Annotated in this window: 19 protein-coding genes; 9 read left to right on the top strand and 10 right to left on the bottom strand. The window is 46.0% G+C overall.

The window, feature by feature from the left end:
- Window positions 1–32 precede the first annotated feature (32 nt).
- The 4 genes from AB4111_RS07025 (at window position 33) to AB4111_RS07010 (ending at window position 2,724) form a co-directional block, all read left to right on the top strand.
- Window positions 33–1,388, top strand: coding sequence for a hemolysin family protein (locus tag AB4111_RS07025; RefSeq protein ID WP_442030954.1), 1,356 nt, complete (start codon window positions 33–35; stop codon window positions 1,386–1,388).
- A 168-nt stretch (window positions 1,389–1,556) separates the two neighbouring features.
- Entirely contained in the window at window positions 1,557–1,796 is a 240-nt protein-coding gene (locus AB4111_RS07020; protein ID WP_253432997.1) for a spore coat associated protein CotJA, read from the top strand.
- Complete coding sequence (locus tag AB4111_RS07015; RefSeq protein WP_442030953.1) at window positions 1,786–2,061, top strand: spore coat protein CotJB; 276 nt, start codon at window positions 1,786–1,788, stop codon at window positions 2,059–2,061. The genes AB4111_RS07020 and AB4111_RS07015 overlap by 11 nt, the downstream gene beginning before the upstream one ends.
- A 93-nt stretch (window positions 2,062–2,154) precedes the next feature.
- Window positions 2,155–2,724, top strand: coding sequence for a manganese catalase family protein (locus tag AB4111_RS07010; protein WP_091014606.1), 570 nt, complete (start codon window positions 2,155–2,157; stop codon window positions 2,722–2,724).
- Between the two features lie 169 nt (window positions 2,725–2,893).
- Here AB4111_RS07010 and AB4111_RS07005 read toward each other — a convergent pair whose 3' ends face one another.
- From AB4111_RS07005 to AB4111_RS06990, 4 genes are all read right to left on the bottom strand, one after another.
- Window positions 2,894–3,886, bottom strand: a complete 993-nt coding sequence (locus AB4111_RS07005) for a 3-oxoacyl-[acyl-carrier-protein] synthase III C-terminal domain-containing protein (protein ID WP_442030952.1) — start codon at window positions 3,884–3,886, stop codon at window positions 2,894–2,896.
- A 54-nt stretch (window positions 3,887–3,940) separates the two neighbouring features.
- Complete coding sequence (locus AB4111_RS07000; RefSeq protein ID WP_339260110.1) at window positions 3,941–4,291, bottom strand: hypothetical protein; 351 nt, start codon at window positions 4,289–4,291, stop codon at window positions 3,941–3,943.
- Window positions 4,292–4,478: 187 nt separating this feature from the next.
- On the bottom strand, window positions 4,479–4,847 hold the full coding sequence (locus AB4111_RS06995) for a carboxymuconolactone decarboxylase family protein (protein WP_442030951.1): 369 nt from the start codon (window positions 4,845–4,847) through the stop codon (window positions 4,479–4,481).
- 12 nt (window positions 4,848–4,859) lie between these two features.
- Window positions 4,860–6,491 (bottom strand): thiamine pyrophosphate-binding protein, encoded by a 1,632-nt coding sequence (locus tag AB4111_RS06990; protein WP_442030950.1) that lies wholly within the window; start codon window positions 6,489–6,491, stop codon window positions 4,860–4,862.
- Between the two features lie 412 nt (window positions 6,492–6,903).
- On the opposite strand from AB4111_RS06990, the gene AB4111_RS06985 reads away from it, so the two are divergent.
- The 3 genes from AB4111_RS06985 to AB4111_RS06975 all read left to right on the top strand — a co-directional run bounded on the left by AB4111_RS06985 (window position 6,904) and on the right by AB4111_RS06975 (window position 9,344).
- Window positions 6,904–7,869: a Gfo/Idh/MocA family protein gene (locus AB4111_RS06985; RefSeq protein WP_442030949.1), complete on the top strand. Its 966-nt coding sequence runs from the start codon at window positions 6,904–6,906 to the stop codon at window positions 7,867–7,869.
- A 101-nt stretch (window positions 7,870–7,970) separates the two neighbouring features.
- Window positions 7,971–8,870, top strand: a complete 900-nt coding sequence (locus tag AB4111_RS06980) for a hypothetical protein (protein WP_442030948.1) — start codon at window positions 7,971–7,973, stop codon at window positions 8,868–8,870.
- 24 nt (window positions 8,871–8,894) lie between these two features.
- Window positions 8,895–9,344, top strand: a complete 450-nt coding sequence (locus AB4111_RS06975) for a hypothetical protein (protein WP_253433014.1) — start codon at window positions 8,895–8,897, stop codon at window positions 9,342–9,344.
- Between the two features lie 153 nt (window positions 9,345–9,497).
- Here the strand turns inward: AB4111_RS06975 and AB4111_RS06970 are convergent, their stop codons facing one another.
- Window positions 9,498–11,216 carry a methyl-accepting chemotaxis protein gene (locus AB4111_RS06970; RefSeq protein WP_442030947.1) on the bottom strand — a complete coding sequence of 573 codons (1,719 nt, stop codon included), beginning with the start codon at window positions 11,214–11,216 and terminating at the stop codon, window positions 9,498–9,500.
- Window positions 11,217–11,511: 295 nt separating this feature from the next.
- Here AB4111_RS06970 and AB4111_RS06965 point away from each other — a divergent pair, with 295 nt between their 5' ends.
- Window positions 11,512–12,198 (top strand): HAD family hydrolase, encoded by a 687-nt coding sequence (locus AB4111_RS06965; protein ID WP_278295967.1) that lies wholly within the window; start codon window positions 11,512–11,514, stop codon window positions 12,196–12,198.
- Window positions 12,199–12,293: 95 nt separating this feature from the next.
- On the opposite strand, the gene AB4111_RS06960 is transcribed toward AB4111_RS06965, so the two are convergent.
- The 5 genes from AB4111_RS06960 to AB4111_RS06940 are packed head-to-tail and all read right to left on the bottom strand — an operon-like array spanning window position 12,294 to window position 18,656.
- Complete coding sequence (locus AB4111_RS06960) at window positions 12,294–13,472, bottom strand: YheC/YheD family endospore coat-associated protein (protein WP_442030946.1); 1,179 nt, start codon at window positions 13,470–13,472, stop codon at window positions 12,294–12,296.
- 35 nt (window positions 13,473–13,507) lie between these two features.
- A complete protein-coding gene (locus tag AB4111_RS06955) occupies window positions 13,508–14,614 on the bottom strand; it encodes a YheC/YheD family endospore coat-associated protein (protein ID WP_442030945.1) in 1,107 nt (368 codons plus the stop codon).
- On the bottom strand, window positions 14,614–15,987 hold the full coding sequence (locus AB4111_RS06950) for a YheC/YheD family endospore coat-associated protein (protein ID WP_442030944.1): 1,374 nt from the start codon (window positions 15,985–15,987) through the stop codon (window positions 14,614–14,616). Before AB4111_RS06950 ends, AB4111_RS06955 begins: the two co-directional genes overlap by 1 nt.
- Window positions 15,988–16,047: 60 nt before the next feature.
- On the bottom strand, window positions 16,048–17,238 hold the full coding sequence (locus tag AB4111_RS06945) for a YheC/YheD family endospore coat-associated protein (RefSeq protein WP_442030943.1): 1,191 nt from the start codon (window positions 17,236–17,238) through the stop codon (window positions 16,048–16,050).
- A 50-nt stretch (window positions 17,239–17,288) separates the two neighbouring features.
- Window positions 17,289–18,656: a YheC/YheD family endospore coat-associated protein gene (locus tag AB4111_RS06940; protein ID WP_442030942.1), complete on the bottom strand. Its 1,368-nt coding sequence runs from the start codon at window positions 18,654–18,656 to the stop codon at window positions 17,289–17,291.
- Between the two features lie 236 nt (window positions 18,657–18,892).
- Here AB4111_RS06940 and AB4111_RS06935 point away from each other — a divergent pair, with 236 nt between their 5' ends.
- Window positions 18,893–19,240 carry a YlbF family regulator gene (locus AB4111_RS06935; RefSeq protein ID WP_036609862.1) on the top strand — a complete coding sequence of 116 codons (348 nt, stop codon included), beginning with the start codon at window positions 18,893–18,895 and terminating at the stop codon, window positions 19,238–19,240.
- Window positions 19,241–19,325: the final 85 nt, after the last annotated feature.

Below are 19,325 nucleotides of genomic sequence, written 5' to 3'. Positions count from 1 at the left end.
TCCTGAAATAGATAGAAAAGGGGAGTTTCAACTTGGATATTCATACCGAGTTTCATCTTGGGCAGCTAGTATTTAATCTGGTCTGTGTCTTTTTGCTCGTATTTTTGAATGGCGTATTTGTTGCAGCAGAATTTTCCCTTGTGAAAGTAAGGCAGACACGCTTAACTCAATTGCAGAGTGAAGGAAACCGTATGGCTGGTTACGCATTGAAGGTGAATAGTAAACTGGATTCCTATCTATCGGCAACTCAGTTCGGGATTACGCTGACATCGCTTGGACTTGGGTGGTTGGGAGAACCGGCCATCTCCGAATTGCTCGTTGAGCCACTCATGTTTAAACTTGGTGTAGGAGATACAGGGCTTATTTCGACCGTGTCGGTCATTATCGGTTTTTGTATCATTACGTTTCTGCATATTGTGCTGGGTGAGCTCGCACCTAAATCACTGGCGATTCAAAAAACAGACGGAGTGGCATTGTTCTTATCTGCACCTTTGCTGTTGTTCTACAAAATCTTCTTCCCGTTCATCTGGGTACTGAATGTATCGGCCAATGCATTGCTGCGTCTGGCGGGTATCGAACCTGCAAGTGAAGGAGAAGCTCACTCAGAAGATGAGCTTCGTATTCTGATGAAGCAGAGTGCCAAAAGTGGTGTCATTGATAAAGATGAGATCAAACTGATGGATAACATCTTTGACTTCTCCGATATGCTGGCACGTGAAGTCATGCTGCCTCGTACCGATATGGATTGTTTGTATACCCACATGTCTTTGGAGGAAAATCTGGAGATTATTAATGCAACCAAACATTCCCGGTATCCTGTGGCAGTAGAAGACAAGGATGAGATCATTGGGTTTATCCACATCACGGATCTGCTGCTGGCTAAGCCGGAGCAACAACATGATCTGGCTTCACTTATCCGTCCAATCTTGAACGTTCCTGAATCCATGGAGATCAGCCATGTGCTGCGTCTGATGCAGAAGAAACATTCTCAGATGACACTGGTTGTGGATGAATATGGCGGAACAGCTGGATTGCTGACTGCGGAAGAAATTCTGGAAGAAATCGTTGGAGACCTGTATGACGAGTTCGAAGATGAGCGTCCGCATATGGAACGCAATGGGGATTCGTTTTCCATTGACGGTCGTTCGCTTATTGAAGAAGTTCATAAGTGGACCGGAGCCATCATTGAGGATGAAGAAGTGGATACCATCGGCGGATGGTTGTTTAAAGAGCTTGGGGGCAATCCAACCAAAGGAAAAACGCAGGAGCTGAATGGGTACGTTTTTGAAGTAGAAGAAGCCACTCGCCTGCGAATTACCCGGGTTCGAGTGTACAAGCAATCTCTCCCTCAAAACATGAATTCGGAAGAAGATCAGTCAACACAATAAACAGACCTCTGAAGGACCGCCTTATGGTGGACTTTCAGAGGTTTTTTTGTTGTGTCAGCTAAAAGGGGATTAACTTGCCGACCTGAAACATATGGATATAGAGACGGGAAGCAATCGTTTGAAATGTATGTTGCATACATGTGAACATTGAGAAAGGAGAGTTGTTCTGTGAAAGATCCGCAGCTTCGTGCTTATGTCCCGTTTGTGGGGCCGTTTGATCCTTGTCCACCCGTAGAGATTCGAACATATCTGGTTCCTCCGCAATTATTTATTCCATTTCAGCCTATGGGCTGGCCGCAGTACAGCCCGGCGGAAGCCTTAAGAATCGGAACGTTGTGGCCTGCATTATACAGCCCTTATACACCAGCGAGATCGAAAGGGAGGAAGGTGGAATCGGATGGAGCCTGAAATGCCCAAAGCCTGTGATGCAAAGTATTATGAGCTGTTAGAGGAGCTCCAGGCACTGGACTTTGTATTAGTTGAGCTGAACCTGTACCTGGACACCCATCCGGGTGATTTTCAGAGTATTGAACAGTACAACAAATTCAGTCAGGAGCGCATGAGAGTTGCACATGAATTTCAACAATTGTACGGACCGCTGATGAACTTTGGTCATGCATTCTCCAAATATCCATGGGAGTGGTCACAGACACCGTGGCCATGGCAAGTGTGAACTAACGCCTCGGGTTTCCGTGCAAAATTGTAACGCCGGGGACTCGGGGAATATGCCAGCAATTTCGATTTCATTCAAAAAGGAGGGCTCTGCATGTGGGTGTATGAGAAAAAATTGCAGTATCCTGTACGGGTTAGCAAATGTGATCCTCATATGGCAAAACTGCTGGCTGAACAATATGGAGGAGCGGATGGTGAGCTTGCGGCAGCTCTGCGGTATTTGAACCAGCGGTATACAATTCCGGATAAAATTATTGGGCTATTAAATGATATTGGTACAGAAGAATTCGCCCACTTGGAAATGATTGCCACCATGATCTACAAATTGACCAAGGACGCGTCGGTAGAGCAACTGGAAGAAGCCGGACTCGGGCCTAACTATGCTCAGCGCGATTCGGCCTTATTTTACACGAATTCCTCAGGTGTACCTTTTACTGCAGCATACATTGCTTCGAAGGGAGATCCGATCGCGGATTTGTACGAGGATATTGCAGCAGAAGAGAAAGCCAGGGCTACATATCAATGGTTAATCGATCTGACCGATGACGTGGATCTGCAGGATAGTCTGAAGTTTCTGAGGGAACGGGAGATCGTGCATTCCTTACGTTTCCGGGAGGCTGTGGAGATTCTGAAAGACGATCGGGATACGAAGAAGATATTTTGAACAGGTGTAAATAGGAAATTGGCAGTCCGGTGAGGGCTGCTTTTTGCTTTGAAGAAATGGAGACCTAGGAGAAGTGTATGTGTTGAAATTTGGATTGCTCATTAATAGAAAGACGACCCATTTTGAAATAAAAAGGATCGTCCTGGTTATTATTTTGGCGAATTATGGCCTAGTATTCAACCACCATGGCAACATTTTGCCACCCGGCTCCAACGGTCCAGAACAACGCTTTGTCGCCACGCTGAATCTGACCGGTTGTAACCGCTCGATGCAATGCAATGAACGGACTGCTGGTTGATGTATATCCGAACTCATCTCCGATATAGACAGCAATATCATCACCAATGCCCACGTTCTCGGATACAGCGCGAATGTTACTGATTGATAGCTGGGAGAAGCAGGCAGCTCTGATCTCGTCTGGTCCAATCTCGTTGCGTGCCAGCAAGGTACGAATGGACTCTGAAGCAGCATCGACACAGATGGAATCATCAAATGGGATGAATTTCACATGGAAGGCACCTGCATCTACACCCGTCTTGCCCAGCTTCGCCAAGCCTTCTGCAGGAAAAAGAGAATTGCCATACACGCAGGTATCTGTCTGATAGATTGAATCAATGAAACCGACAGCTTGTTCATCCCGCTCTATAATAACTGCCGCTGCTGCATCACCGAAATTGGCGAAGTACACGGGATCATCGGGACTAGCGTGAGGAGCTACGTAATCCGAGCCAATGATTAAAGCCCGGCGAATCCGAGGATTACCCAGCATCTGCCGACTAACCTGTTCGAAAGCTGCAGTCATGCCTGCACAGTTGGCGTTACTGTCGATACATATCGTGTGAGAAGCTCCGTTAATCAGGCGATGAATCATCAAGGAATTCGTAGGAAAGATGTATTCTGGCGTTTGGCTTGCGTAAGCAATCAGATCAATATCTGCACCGGTGAGTCCAGTTTTCTCCAGTAGATTACTGGTTGCCTCGAAGGCCATGCTTAGTGAGTTTTCGTCATCGTTGTCAATTTTATAACGTGTATCACGACCAAGTGCCTTTAACAATCCACGAATATCTACACCTCTTGCATCAAAATGTGCAATATAAAAATCATTGTGCACCTTGGTTGCTGGATGATAGATATCGATATCTACAATACGAATTCCGGCCATCTTCATTCTCCTCTTGAGCGGAAGGGTGAATTCACAGCTTGTCCGCCAGGTTTATTAAGTGGTAACGGTAGAAATGATTTCGAGATTGTCCAGGCCAACAGACCGACCAAGTCGGGACAATTGCATTTTTAGAATCGCGTTGTTCTCGAGGGTCAACACGACTTTTTTATATTCATCTTTTTTGAACATTTGAAGGCAGCCTTCCAAAAGAGGAACAATCTCCGGAGCAGTAACATTCAACTTTTTGCAATCGATGTTCAGGTCGAACTCCTTGGTGTTAATAGGAGCGATCGTATCCTGATAGGCCGAGATGGAACGCAAACCGTCTTCTTGAGAGAAAGAACCCTCCAGTTCAATGTTTAACACCTTGTTCGGAACGTCAGTCTTAAGAATGAAATTTCCCATGCTTGATCTCTCTCCTTTAAATGAGTTAAGGCTATCCTGCTAATGGATACACAGCTCCAGAGGGCCTCTGCTGAAAGCTTCTAAGATGAGAGCTGATTCGAAGGATAATTTAACCATATTATAAAGGTAGGAATGTAAAAAGATCAATAAAAAAGTCGAATCATGTATAAAAATGTAGAAAAGTGAATTACTGTATTTCGTCCAAGGTAGCAAGCAAAATATTAAATGCGCTAATAATGCGTGGAGCACCCACACAGGGTGCCAGATGCAGCAATATTCCCTTGAGTTGATCCACTGTCACTCCGACACTCAGCGCCATAGTGTAATGTACCCCCAATTGTTCATACTGTCCTTGGGTGATCAACGAAGAGATGATAGCAACTTCCTTCCATTGATCCGTAATCGTGGTGCGCTGAAAAATGTCCCCGTATGCCGTCCCCATAATAAATTCCGATAATTCGGGAAAATGTTCTTTGATGGGTGCGAGGGCTCTTGCGCCGTACTCCCCTGAGAGTTTAGCAAAACGGTCTAGTCCCTGAGCTACTTGTTCACTCATGATATGCTCCTCCTAATTCAAAGTTACGGTGCGGTGAGCCGTGGGTGGAATTTCATCTCGATCGGTCAGAAGCTCAATAACAGTTACCTGATTCAACGTCTGGGCTGTGTTCAGCGCAGATGAGAACTCAGCAAGGGTCTCTGCACGAAACGCAACTGCACCGAGAGATTCGGCAAATTTGGCTGCATCCATAGGAACTTCATATAATGTGCCATCAATTCTGCCCGTTGTTTTTTCCATGCCTTTGAGTGCCATGTCCAGTTGTTTGTTATTAACGACAATGAAAATGACATTCAGATTGTTGCATACCGCGGTATTGATCTCCGTCCCCAGCATCATGAAACATCCGTCCCCGGTGATGCATACGACGGTCTCTGTGGGTGAAGCGGCCTTTGCGCCTATCGCCATACCAATGGCGTTACCCATGCATGCAAAGTATGCGTCAAACACAAAGCTGCCTGGTTTCTTGACTTTATATCGCTGGACCGCATGAAATCCATGGCTGCCATCATCGACAAACAGTGTATGATCGTACGGCAGCAGATCGCTCATCCCGTCCAGAACAGAAGCCAGAGACAGTTGGGGGAGATCCGGCAAAGGAACAGTGTAATCCAAGGGTGACGTAGTTCTCATAGGAGTAGGAAGATCTTCTATAGTACCCAGTAAATATTGCAGGTTGTCCTTTAAATCACCAGTGATATGTAAGGTTTGAGCGCTCAGAATCTTGCCCACAAATGTAGGATCAGCGTCAAATTGAATGAGGTGTGCCGGGTGGTTATCAGGCTTCAGATTGCAGATGGTCATATCACTCAGACGTGAGCCAAGTACGATATAAAGGTCACTTTGGTTCAGCATGTCGTCTGCATGCGGGAAACCTCCAACACCACAAGGTCCATGGTACAGGGGATGGTCCCACGCAATCGCTCCTTTTCCACCAGGTGTAGTAATGACGGGGATGTTGAACGATTCCGCCAGATGAAGCAATTCATCATGAGCTCTGGCGCGACTTACACCTTTACCAGCAATAATTAAGGGACGGTTGGATTGTTGAATGAGAGGAAGAATGCGATTCAGGTTAGATACGCTAAGCAGAGGTTCCGGTTCGGGAATGACAATCCGGCATTGAGGTAACAACTCGGTCTGTACGTCAAAAGGAAGACAGAGGTGAACGGGGCCTTTATTGGGGCCGAGTGCAATGGAAAGAGCATGATTCAGCAATGTGCTGAAATGATCACCACGTTCAACCAGTTTGCTGAATAGTGTAGCAGGTTTGAACATCTCGGCCAGATCAGCCAGATAGGAAGAGGAGTCCTGACACTGGGGTAGCCCCAGTTCCTGAATGGATTGATGACCCGTAATAAATAGTACGGGCAGATTGTTGGCCTTTGCATGGGCGGCAGCAGTAATCAGATTGGTTCCGCCTGGACCGGATGTGGCAAAGGCAACGCCGAGTTTACCCGTCTGTAATGCATAACCGGATGCGGCAAAACCTGAGCTGGATTCATGACGGCCTGGAATGAACTCTAATCCGTAATCCACCATCTTCAGGACAGCAGGACAGATGGATTTACCAATAATACCAAAGACATGAGTAACGCCTAGATTACGCAGAGTTTCTGCCAAATAGTCCGCAACTGTTCTCACGCGGGACACCTCGCTTCATGAAATAGGTTAATAGAACCATACGCATATTCCATTTGTTGAATGCAAGTCAATGTCTAAGGTTGTAAGAGGAAATATTCTTTGTTATTAGGAAGAGTATCTTTTTTTGTGGTTTTTTGTCAACCTGTTTTTATGAGTCTAAATTCCTGATTCTTAAGTTGGTAACGCTTTACGTGTTGCTGGATAAAGTAAAAATAAATGGTTATATATCCCTGCAACGAATTACCCAATCGATACTTAGTTACAAATAATGTAAAAAGATGACTAACCATGATGAATTTCAGGTTCAACGAGCGACTTGAAAGCTAGCGTTTTATTTCTTTTTCGTATCAACGCATCGCATTCGCAAATCTTTGCTTTCTGCTATACTGGAAAGGAATTGGGAGGGGATAGAATGGTAGTCATCAAGATGGCTCTGATTGGTCTGGGTAAAATGGGACTACATATGGTTCATCAAATCGAAAATACGAAGATGGATACAAAGATTGAAATTGTAGCGGTATGTGATGCGAATGAGGAAGGTTTGGCGTCCTTTGCAGCTTCTCATCAGGGGGTTAGGACGTATACGGATTACAAGCAATTGATGAATGAACATCAGATTGATCTGTTATATATTGCAGTTCCACCGAAATTTCATTATCCGGTTGTCATGGAAGCGCTGGAGCGAAAAATTCATGTGTTCTGCGAGAAACCACTTGCCAATAGTGTAGAAGAAGCCAAAGAGATGCTGGATGCAGCGGAGCAGGCGGGCGTTGTTCATGCCATCCACTTCTCTATGCCGCATGAACCTTCCGTGCTGAAGTTGCAAGAGATGATTGAGCAGGGTACAGTGGGGACGATTCGCAAAATAGATCTCATTCTGCAATTTCCTCAGTGGCCACGATCATGGCAACAGAATGCATGGATTACGAGCCGGGAACAGGGTGGATTTATTCTTGAAGTGGGGATTCACTGGATTCATATGATTCAAAAGGTGTTTGGTGCCATTCGGGTTGTGAGCACTCAGGTTCAATATCCTGAGAATGGAGAATGTGAACTTGAAGTACAGGCTGCATTGCAACTGGAAGACGGGACTCGAATTCAGCTAAACGGCATGTCTCAATTTGCGGGAGAAGAACGTGTATCCATGGTGGTGTACGGTACGAAGGGCACGATTGCCTTGGAAAATTGGGAAGAATTGAAGACGGGCCTGGTGGGACAGCCCCTTTCTCCAGTGGAAGTGCTTGAATCCGCCAGTGAATTGCCTGTACTTAAACATGTCATTGCCCGCATACAAGGCCAACCAGCCAAGATATATGATTTTAACGACGGGTATCAGGCGCAAGTTGTGCTTGAAGAGCTACGAAACACGGGAAATTAAGTGACCAAATTAATTTAATATTATTTGGGATTAAGTCCGAATTAAATGTTTAATTTTTCTTCGTTTGTGGTAATCAAGATATACTACAAAGGAGGTATATTATGGTAAAGGGCAAAAAACTAATAATATCTTTATGTTTATTTTTATGTGCTCCCACTCAGATTTTTGCAGATCAAGACAGTCGGAGTGAAAAGGAAAAACTTATTGTGCAAAGTTACGGGATTTCAACTGAATTTGCTAGTGACTTAACTGACAATGATTTAGAAAAACTTCTTGCAAAGGAACCAAGAATGAAATCTAATAAAGACGAATATTTTAAGCTAGTACACTTAATAAATGAAGATAATCAAATGTTGAGGTCTTTTAGCGAGGACAACACTAATACAGTAGTTACCAAAGTGACTAGAGAAGAAGCTTTAAATGAAATAGCTAAGGAAATGCAAAGTGAAATTTCAACACAGAGTGTTGGGGACAGTAAAACTACAACAACATCGTGGCTAAGACTTGAAACAAATATGACTTATTACAATACTAATGGTCAGGTTTCGGTTAGATTTCAATGGCTTAAAAATGCTTATTATAATAAAGAGGATATTTTGGCCATTGGCCTCAGTAACAATGTAGCACCTCTAAATAATACAGCTAGTTTCGTTCATAAAACCGATACTTATAATCCACTGAATATGGATTGGCGTGAGTATACAGAGAATAATGCAACATTACGTTACCATCCTGGCGGCGTTACTGCTCAGTTTAATTTGTTTTCACCAGCAATGAATTACAGGGATGAGAGAGGGTATCTTAGTTTTACTGTCAAACCTAGGGAAAGTGGTAAATGGACCTTAAACTCATTTTATGATACTTTAGGATACTATAGGCACCAAGAGAAAGTTTTCTCAATTTCGCCTAGTGTTTCTATTCCAATAGGAGGTTCTTTGTCTTTAAATCAACAAGATAAGTTTTCAGAAGTGGATAGTTTCGCTCAACTACAATATAAATAATATACTTTCAAGGGAGTGAAGCAGATGGGGGCAAAAAAATGGCCTTTCTATATCATCATCCTACTCATTCTCTCAAATTTGGCTGTAACCTATATGCTCTGGAATTCAAACACTCAGTATGATCGACTTCAGGACAAAATGAATCAATCTTTCACAACGTATGCGGAGAATATTCAGGATCATTTGCGAAAAAATGCTGAACGGGGTTTGGAGGAAGAGATCTACCAGTATCAAGCGGCAGCTTCCAAATTAAATGCAGTAGCTACAGGAACAACTTTTTACCATGAGCAGCCGTTAATAAGTAATGTTTCTATGAATCTTGAACGATTTTTTAGAGATTACCCACGCTACCAACATAAGTTGACTGCGTCAGAGGTAGAAACTTTACAGGGGTTGTTGTCGGAGTGGATTACGAAGCCTGCAGATTCAGGCACGAATAACAAGCTTAATGATTTTCTTGTTCTGCAAAAATAAAAAATAACCAGTAGTCTTGTACAAATACACCCTTGGAGTTGAGTAACGTTCACTCTGAGGGTGTTTCTATGTACATCTGAAATGGAATGGAAAAGATGATTTCTGTATTTACAGAAATCATCTTTTCTTTCGACTCAACCGTACTAGAAGAGATCAAGCCAGTTTGAATCGTTTAACCAACTGATCAAGTGCATCGGACATCTCATTCAACTGCTTGGACGTGTCAGACATTTCCTGCAGAGAAGCAAGTTGTTCCTCCGTCATCGCAGATACTTCTTCTGTGGCTGAAGCAGTATCTTCCACAACAGCCGATACTTCATTAATGGACCTCATCACGGCCTCACTACCGGAAGTTAACTCTTCGACAACCGCAGATACCTCCAAAACTTCACCACTGAGGTTATGAATATGCTGAGTAATGGTTGAAAAAGCATTACCTGCATCCTCAATAGTTCGCAACCCTTCATTCACATGTAGAGTGCTCACATCAACGACCTGAACTGTACTTTGAACACCTGCTACCACGGTCTCCAGGATACTTGTAATTTCTTTGGCTGATGTTGCACTTTGATCTGCAAGATTACGGATTTCCGAGGCAACGACAGCGAAGCCACGTCCATTTTCCCCAGCGCGGGCTGCTTCAATTCCGGCGTTAAGTGCAAGCAGATTCGTTTGTCTCGCAATACCCGACATGGAATCTGCGATGTTGATCACTTGATCAGACATCTTCGAAATTTCATTAATGGCTTCCTGTACAGAGAGGAAGGATTGCTCAATGGAACTCATTTTGCCTACAGCATTATCAATGCGCTGTTGCCCATCCACGGCAATGGATTCGGTACGCACAGCACGTTCTGCTACGTCACCTGCCGAGGAGGCGACACGATTAAGCCCAGTGAGGGATTGCTGCATCGCAGCTACCATGGTTTGCGTAAGAGCAACCTGTTCATCAGCCCCTTCCGCGACGCGTTCCATGGCAGTGGCAACCTCTTTTCCTGCAAGATGGCTATCGGCAACCCCTTTATCCAATCGATTCGAAGCTGTGCTCAGAATCATGGCATTGCTCTGAACGTCCAGCATCATTTGCTGCAGACCAGCGAGCATTGTATTGGCGGCCTCCGCGAGTTCACGAGTTTCGTCTTTCATTGGCGTAGCGATTCTCAGTGTCAGGTCACCATTGGAAGAACCAATGTCATTCAATGCCTGCTTCACGGTACGGATGTTTCTAACAATGGCACGTGACAGGACCAATGCAGTGATGAACGAGATAATGGCCACAACGATAAGTGCCCCATATAGTTCCAAGTTCAGTAGTGCGTTTTTTTGCTTCAGCGCTTCTGTACGGTTATCGGTTAACGTATGCTCGTTGGTTCGAAACGTATTGAGGGCAGTGCGAATCTCGTCCATGTCTCTTTTACCTGGATCATCTGCAAAAAAATCTCGAATGGCTTGCGTATTATTTGCTTGGCGAAGGGCAACCACAGGTTCTCCAGCGACCTGGACCCAGTTCTCAATACTAGTATGTATGTCTTCCAAAAGTGCAAGTTGAGCAGGATTGTCCGAAATTAAAGCAGCAAGTTCATCTCGGAGTGTAATAAGTTGCTCTTTTCCTTGGATGTAGGGATCGAGGTAATTGTCCTGACCCGTGATGATGTAACCACGTTGACCTGTTTCCATATCTACCATGTTTCTTTCAAGTTCATAGGTTAGCGCGTGTACTCTCATATCGTGATCGACCAGAAAATCCAGCTCCCGTTGAAGCTGACTTGTGCTGTTCTGAATCAGCAGGATGCAACCAGCCAGTACAGCCAGCACGAGTAAATATCCTAATCCGATCTTATAAAAAATCTTGAAGGTCTTGCGCTTTTTCATGTTTGTTATTCCTCTCTATGGGGTATATGTAGTTGTCGAAAAAACCGGAAATGTAATAATTGTAGGTCTTTAGATTAGGTGTCTAAAGCACTATTTTTTTAGTATTATACGTAAAGAAACTTCTTTTGTATATAGTTTGTTTAACTATAATATAATGTTTGGTTGATTGTGTATAAGGTTAGGGTTAGCGATGTTTTACAATCGTTGGTTTACACGTTCAAACGTTATGTTTATCATGGGAAGGGAACGATTCCAATTACACATACATATCCCAATCCGAAAGGAACAATTGGACATGACTAAAGAGAAGGTATTGCTCAAACCGGAAGCGATGATTTTTGACATGGATGGTACGCTATTCCAGACAGAGACCCTGTTGCTGCCAGCTTACCAGCAACTATTTGATACATTGCGTGCCGAAGGGCATTTTGAAGGAGAAACTCCACCCGAGGAACGGATGCTGGGAAGCTTGGGCATGTTGCTCGAAGATATATGGAAAGTGGTTATGCCTGAGGCATCAGAAGCCGCACATCGTCGTGCAGACGAATTGCTGCTTCAGCTGGAGATTGAGGGGCTTGATCAAGGAAGTTCTCAATTGTATCCGGGTGTGAAAGAAACGCTGCAAGCCTTAAAACAACAAGGCGTGCGTCTTTTTGTCGCAAGTAATGGGCTGGAGGACTATGTGAAGGGTGTGGCGTTTGCACACGAGATTATGCCTTTCTTTGAAGGGGTATACAGTGCAGGCCAGTACAAGACTCCATCCAAGATTAATCTGGTGCAGATCCTGCTTGAGAAACATCGCATTCAGGACGCATGGATGGTAGGGGATCGCTCTTCTGATGTGGAAGCTGGTAAAATGAATGGTCAGGCGGTCATCGGCTGTGCCTATGCCGGTTTTGGCCGTGATGAGGAGCTTGCGGGCTCAGATGTGCTCATCTCTGATTTTACAGAGCTGCTGCGCCTGTATGATGAAGCGGAATAAGCTAATCCTCAATTGAAAATGTCAGTCATCATACGAGAGCGCCCCACCCGAGATGTTATCAACGGGGGGGCGCTCTTTTATTTGTGATCAACAGATCATCTCTTTTTGCGTGCTTTCTTCAATGCAGATGGTCTGTTGCTTGCAAGCCGGGTGGTTCTTATTGGTTTGACAGGGTGACTTTCCTGATTGCGATATACCCATAAGGCGTACTCCAGCGGTTGAGTGATGGCTTTATAATAGATGTCCCGCTCACCGATGCGAGCGAATACCTCACGTGCAGGTTTGGGGTTGACTTCAAGCAGGTAGATACGTCCGCTTCTGTCAATCGCCAAATCCAGTGCCAGCTCACATAGGTTCCCATACGTATCTTCCAGAAATGAAGCAACATCAATGCCAAACTTCTCTGCAGTTGTGTTAATCTCTGCTCGGAGGTCGTCATCATCAATCCATTGCTTCATGAGTCGGTTCATCGCTATGGCCTGACCGCCGCCATGCAGATTGGAGGTTACGCTTTTTTCTGCACCCATGCGTCCGGCACATCCGGTAAGCTCCCATTGTCCTTCACCGTTCTTCTGAACGAGCATGCGGTAATCATGCACACGTCCGTTCGGAAGCTGAAGTTGAATGCCCTTTTGTACAAGATACTTGTCTTTCATGTTCCAGTGCTGGAGCAACGAGCCTAGTCGTGATAAATGAACTTTACGTGGAGTGATGATACGACGTTTCTGATCTCGCCCCTGAACAAGCACCGTATTCGCCTCGCTACTGCCGCGTTCAATGCGCAGAATACCACGTCCGCCTGTTCCATTAATGGGTTTGAGATAGACCAGAGAAGAAACTTTGAGCATCCGATTTACATCGGACATATCCTGAAACAGAGTGGTTTCCGGCAGGTGCTCACGAAAGTTGGCTTTTTGCAAAAGGGTTTGGTGGATGGTCCATTTATTGCGCAGAGGTCTGTTCAGAAAGAGCAGATGGCCATATTTCTCGCGAAAAGCAAGCAATTGCTGAAACCTGCGGTTACGCTGAATCCGGCAGCGATCAAAGATCAGGTCCGGGAATGATCTCCATTCCCTGGACCAGCCTTTTCCCTCGTGATAAACCATGGCTTCAATTTTTTTGCCGCCGGGATGTACGTCGGCTGGTGTGAATACATAGATATCAAGTCCCCGCTTGCGCCCTTCAAGAATCATTCTGCGATAGATGCTTCGTTCTTCAAGAGCGCGATGTTCATTTAAGTACAACGTCATAATGCCCAGAACAGGTGAGGACACAAGCAATCACCTTCTTTTTGCAGTATTCCTGTCTATCATCGTTTGGACTGATGGGCAAGATAAGCGCTGTAGTGAAATATACGTTCCAATGACCTCCGTCTGATCTGTGGTTCATCGAACTTCATGGGTTTGGCATTGGCTTCAAAGAACCAGAGTTCCCCCAGTTCATCAATGCCCAGATCCATGGACATTTCTCCGAGTGTGAAACCCGATCCACGTTCTACCTGTCTTGCGATCATTAATGAAGTGGATTTCACACGTTTCATCAGGGCTGTTGCCATTTCTTCCCCAAAAAGCTCGGTCAGCAGCTTCTCAGGGTCTTCTACGGTCCCGCCGCGTGGCACATGTGTTGTAATGCTGCGAGAGCCAGCAAGTCTCGCACCTACACCCGTTACACTCCATTGACCCTTGCTGTTCTTTTGTACCAGAACACGCAAATCGAAGGGGCGTTTACGAGAGGAGGCCAGTTCAATGCCTTGTTGCATGATATAGGGCGTATGTCCGGTTTCTTTGCGAATCCGTGCCCATAACTTGGCGAGTGTAGCTGCTTTATAGGTCGTGCTTTTACGTGTGGTTTGTATTTTGAGTCGATAGGGAAGACGTTCTTTTTCCTGAAATTTAAGCATCATGATTCCTTTACCAGCTTTGCCGCTCTCAGGTTTAAGGTACAGATAGGGATAGCTCCGTAGAACGGCACCCAGAGAAGAAGCACTTCGCATCCGCCGAGTATAAGGGATCAATTGCTGAGTTGATTTGGACTTCTTAAGCCATTCGAACAGATCCCATTTGTTGAAGAAGAACGGGTTATACAGTTCGATTCCTGATTGCATGCATTCGTCAATTTTGCGCTGAACGGAAGGTTTTCCTTCGTCTTCGCGGTTGGGAATACGATTGTACAGAACATGGGGAAGAGGGAAGGGTTGTGAAACCCACTTTCCACTCCCCTTGTTGTACGTATATCCTTTCACGGTGGGACCACTCACGTTCAGATCCCGCACAGTTACAATGTACACCACGTATCCCATGCTCTCGCCTGTCTGTAGGATATCTTGAAAATTTTGATGATTTCCCCTGAACATGCGCTGATTATCATGCATGGTCAAAACAGCAATGACAGGTTTGAAATCATCATGAAGGCTCATCAAACTTCTTCCTTCTTCCGGAACTTGCTCAAATACAGGCAGTGTTCCAAGATGTGCTCCACTGACGATTTTCCCTCCACCCGGAGTGAAGGGTGACGGAAAATGGAGCGCCCGGGTTTGGCGTTCGCTTCGAACATCCATACATGTTCCTCCTGATCAATGCCCAGATCAAAGCCAATCTCACCAATCAGATGCTGGTGCTGGGTTTCAATCGCCTGGGCCAGTGTAATAGCGACGGATTTGGCATGCTGAAGAACTTCTCCCGAACGATCGCCGAAGTTGCGACTGAGCGCCTGCTCAGGAGTCATTAGGGAGCCGCCATTTTTGATGTGTGTTGTGACGCTGCCACGTCCTGCCTTTTTGGCTCCAATCCCGACAACAACCCATTGATTGTTACCATTTTTGTGCATATGAAAACGGAAATCAATTGGACATTCATCAATCTCAATTAGACGTATTCCCTGCTGAACAACATATCCGCGAAGTTGTTTGCCATGTCTTCCCTGAAGCATGCGCATCAGACTGTTGAAGGAGCCAAACCGCAGGAGTGCATTACCTCCTTTTTTGCGATAACGTGCGAAATATCCACGTTTGGGCGAATAAGTTAGGCGGTAGATCCCGTTCCCCAGACTTCCTGCAGTAGGTTTATAGTAGACGAACTGATGGCGTTCCAACATTTCCTTCATCTGTTCAACGGATGGATTGGTAATGGATTCAGGGATATACCGTCCTGCTACCGGTTCATTCTCCAGCAATGTATAGATATCTGATTTGTTGAAAAAGCTCCAGTTGAAGAACGGAATTTTCCGACGAATAAATCGTTCCCGCAGTTGGTTGATGGCTGGTGAGAAATCGGAACGGCGGCTCGGTAACCGGTTGTAAACAACATCGGGCAGAGGTACCGTTTTACGGGTAAAGCTTCCGTTTTCATTCAGAAAAAAACCGGATACCGTCTCATTCTGCCAATTGATATCCCGGGGAGTAAAGGCATAAATATAGGATTTCCGGCTGCCTTCACGGAGTAACTGTTTGATAAAACCAGTACGGGAACCGAATGGATTAGTGCTCGTCGCAGGCCCATCAGAGAGTACACCGATCAGTGGACCTAACTGCACCTCATCATTTTGCAAGTTTCGAAGATAAATACTGCCACGTTTGGGAACGTTCATTAAATTACGGATACCTGAAGCGAGATACAGATGTTTACCTGCTTTTTTGATTGGTTTGATCGTTGCAGGTACCCGGTCACGCCCGAAGCGAAGGTGCACCGTTTTTTTGCCGGATAGGTTGAGGCTCTTCATTAAAGCGTTGGATACATAAACCACTTTATCCGGTTGCTTGGTGAAATGCAGGTTGCAAAAGGTCAAACTCATGATTTATCCTCCTATCCTGAAAAGATCCTTGGGCTCCATGGCAAGCGGGCGCTGCGGGCCTCAGCCGCCGTGAATCGGGATGGGTTTCAGGCCAGCTTTGCTGGATGTATTCGGCAATTTCATTGGACGAAAGACGTCCGTGAGAACATGTTGTTGCAACAGATAACGGGCATAGGCAAGCGGACGGGTATAAGTCAGGATATGCATGCGTCGGTCGCCCGCTTCTGCGAATGAGGTGCGGCCTGGTTTGGAGTTGACTTCAATTAGCCAGAGTTGGCCCTCTGCATCTGCTCCGAAATCAAGCCCCAATTCGGCTAGCCTGCCGAAACGGCTCTCCAGCAGGGTGGGGATAAGAGTAGCAGTCTGCCGGATGTTCTTCAGCAGAGATTCTGTACGGACCGTTCCATATCGCTGGAGCAGATATGCGTGGGCAGGATATGCTTTACCCCCACCGTGAAGATTGGACGTAAGTGAACCTTCGGGTCCTTCACGTACCATACATCCGGTAAGTGTCCAGCGACCTTGCCCGTTCTTTTGCATAAGAGCCCGTATGTCGAACGCTCTTCCCTGATGGCTAAGCTCCAGATAGGGCTGCACGATCATCTTACGCTCAGCCTGATGTAATGCCAGCCAGGAAGATACAGCCTGGGTATGGTTAAATGCAAGGTAAAAGGGTTCATTGTCCTCGTTACGCCCCTCCACGATCCATGTTGATGGAGTCGCTCCCCGAGACAGGCGAAAGGTACTTTTGCCATGAGTACCGGATATCGGTTTGAAGAACAGTCCTCTGGGCCAACGGTCCAGCCAGGTTTCCCAAGGAATATGCGATCCGATCCGGGTTGTGGGGGCAAGTTGTGACCGCAATTCAGGATTTCGGGACAACACACGATGTACCTCCCATTTTCCTGGAAGGGAAGCAGACCAATAACGGTGTTGATCTGTGCCGTTGGTTCGTATCCGTTCCTTAAGCTGTTGTCTGACGTTCCTTGGGAGAGGGCGAAGACAACGATCCATAATGAGGTCAACTGCAGGAACAGGTACTGAGTTCCACTTCCCTTGGTGATAGGCATATCCCCATTGAAGAGGGAGATGGGCTACATCAATCGATATCGGAATCACAATAATCTGAAGCGCGTATTGCATACTCCCCAAACTGAGACGACGGCAGAAAAGTTCATCCGTGAAGGGAGGTGAGCCTTCGGTTGCACGTACCAGAATGGCCATTGTTTTGATCTGAGATGATGGAAACATTTCGCTGCACCTCTCCTCTATCAGATTTGTTTCCAATAGGGAATGACTTTTCAAAAACCCGCCAGGTACGTAGAATATTCGAGCATGGCTTTGACGGAAGGGCGGATCTTGCTCTCACTCAGTGGTGTATTATCATTCTTGGATGGTTTGGAGTTAACTTCGAGCAGCCATACGCGCCCAGTCGTGTCCAGGGCCAGATCAATACCGAGTTCACCAAAATGAGCAGGAATGGCACTCTCGATCCCTTTTGCAATATCCAGTGCTGCGGTGTGCAATCCTGCATATGCGGAAGCTTTGGCCGATCCAGACAACTGTGTTTTGGCAACAGCATCCTTGACGGTGCTGAGACTTCCACCCCGTGCCAGATTGGATACGTAGTGACTCCCACCCGCAATCCGTGCGACGATGGAGGTTACACTCCATTTACCTGTACGGTTCTTTTGCACGAGCGCACGGAAATCCACGGGTCTGCCACTGTTGTCAATGAGAGTCAGCCCTTGTTGGATCTGATAACGCGTTGTTTTCATTTTCCCAGACATACTGGCATACAGTTTATCCAGAGAAGCATACGTTTGTTTCCGGGTACCCCCGACGCCAGTCGCCAGAGTCAAGAAGCTTCCGTCCATCTGACGTGAGACCCGGATGATTCCTTTGCCCAAAGAACCGCGTACGGGCTTCAGAAATACAACCGGGTGCCGGTTACACATCGTCTTGAGCATGGTGGATGTCTTGAGCAAATGGGACTCGGGAAGAACTCGTTTAAGCGTTGAAATGGACTTGAGTGCGTCAAATACTTCGTTTTTGTCCAGAAACTTTTCATTGAAGGTTAGCGTGCCGTAGAGCGATTTTACTTCTTTCATAAAATGCTGTACGCTAGGTTTGTTCTCAAGCTTGCGGGACGTTAGCCGGTTATTGACGACGTCTGCTACAGGCAGAACAGTCTTTTTCCAGCCGTCATCATACACCCAGCCTTTCATATAACCCGTTACCGCTCCAATATCCTCCGGTGTGAAAAAGGATACATAGGCGCCTTGCTTACGGCAGGCGTTCACCAGTTCTTGACAGAACATCGTGATGGAGCCAAAGGGCCGATCGGGCTGATCGGGATAATCCTGGCTAACCAGTACACTGATGTAGGGTCCAAGGCGAAGCGTACGGCTGGCTGAACGATAGGATACCTTCAGGACCGAACGTGGAACGAGACCGGTCTTGCTGGCAACGGTCTGATTGATGCGCAGCCCGTCATACCTTGGAACCGGAATGACAGTGACTTCTCGGCGGAAAGAGCCAAATTGCAGCTGAAGCGGCCTTCCTGAAGGGATTTTAAGCGCCTTGAGCACCCCTTCGCCCAGCATGATGACGTCGTCCTGCAGGATGCCCGAGCCGGTAACCTGAATCGTTACTTTTTTAGTGGACATCACGGATCTCCTTCCGGGCGGCAACTTGATGTCTGATCTCGAAGTTGAACGGCATCTGAACATGGCATGTGCTTCATCATATGAGGACATATAACCCTTGGTGATTGACCCATATGGATTAAATGCATTTGATTTGAGGCAGATTATTGATGGCCTGTTTCAGATCGCCTTTGTTTGACAGCGGAGAAAAGCGTGTATTAACACGGAAGAACAAACCAATCTGAGGAGGAATAATAGTGAACATTTATGACAAAGCCAATGATTTGGCCAAAGCACTGAGAGAAAGCAGCGAGGTGGAAGAGATTACTTCCGCGATGAAGCTGATTGAAGCGGATCCGGATGCAAAAGCAATGCTGGATAACTTCCGTGATCAACAAATGGAATTGCAACAACGTATGATGAGCGGGGATATGCCAGCTCCGGATGAGATGGAGAAAATGGAGAAACTGTTTGAAGTACTGAGTTTGAATCTGAACATCCGTCGTTTGTTTGATGCGGAGCGTCGCCTCAGTGTCATCATTGAAGACGTGAACAAAATTATTGCAGACAGCCTGGGTCATCTGTACGGTGGAGCTGAAGCGTAAAAAGGTAGTTCAAAAAGTCCACTTTTGATTACGAAGGATGAACACGTACCAAAAGGTTGTCTTGTTTTTTTACCTGAACCTTTCA

Origin of the sequence: Paenibacillus sp. 2KB_22, from assembly GCF_052115745.1 — a bacterium.
Classification (GTDB): Bacteria; Bacillota; Bacilli; order Paenibacillales; family Paenibacillaceae; genus Paenibacillus.
This window is presented reverse-complemented; position numbering and strand designations above follow the sequence as displayed.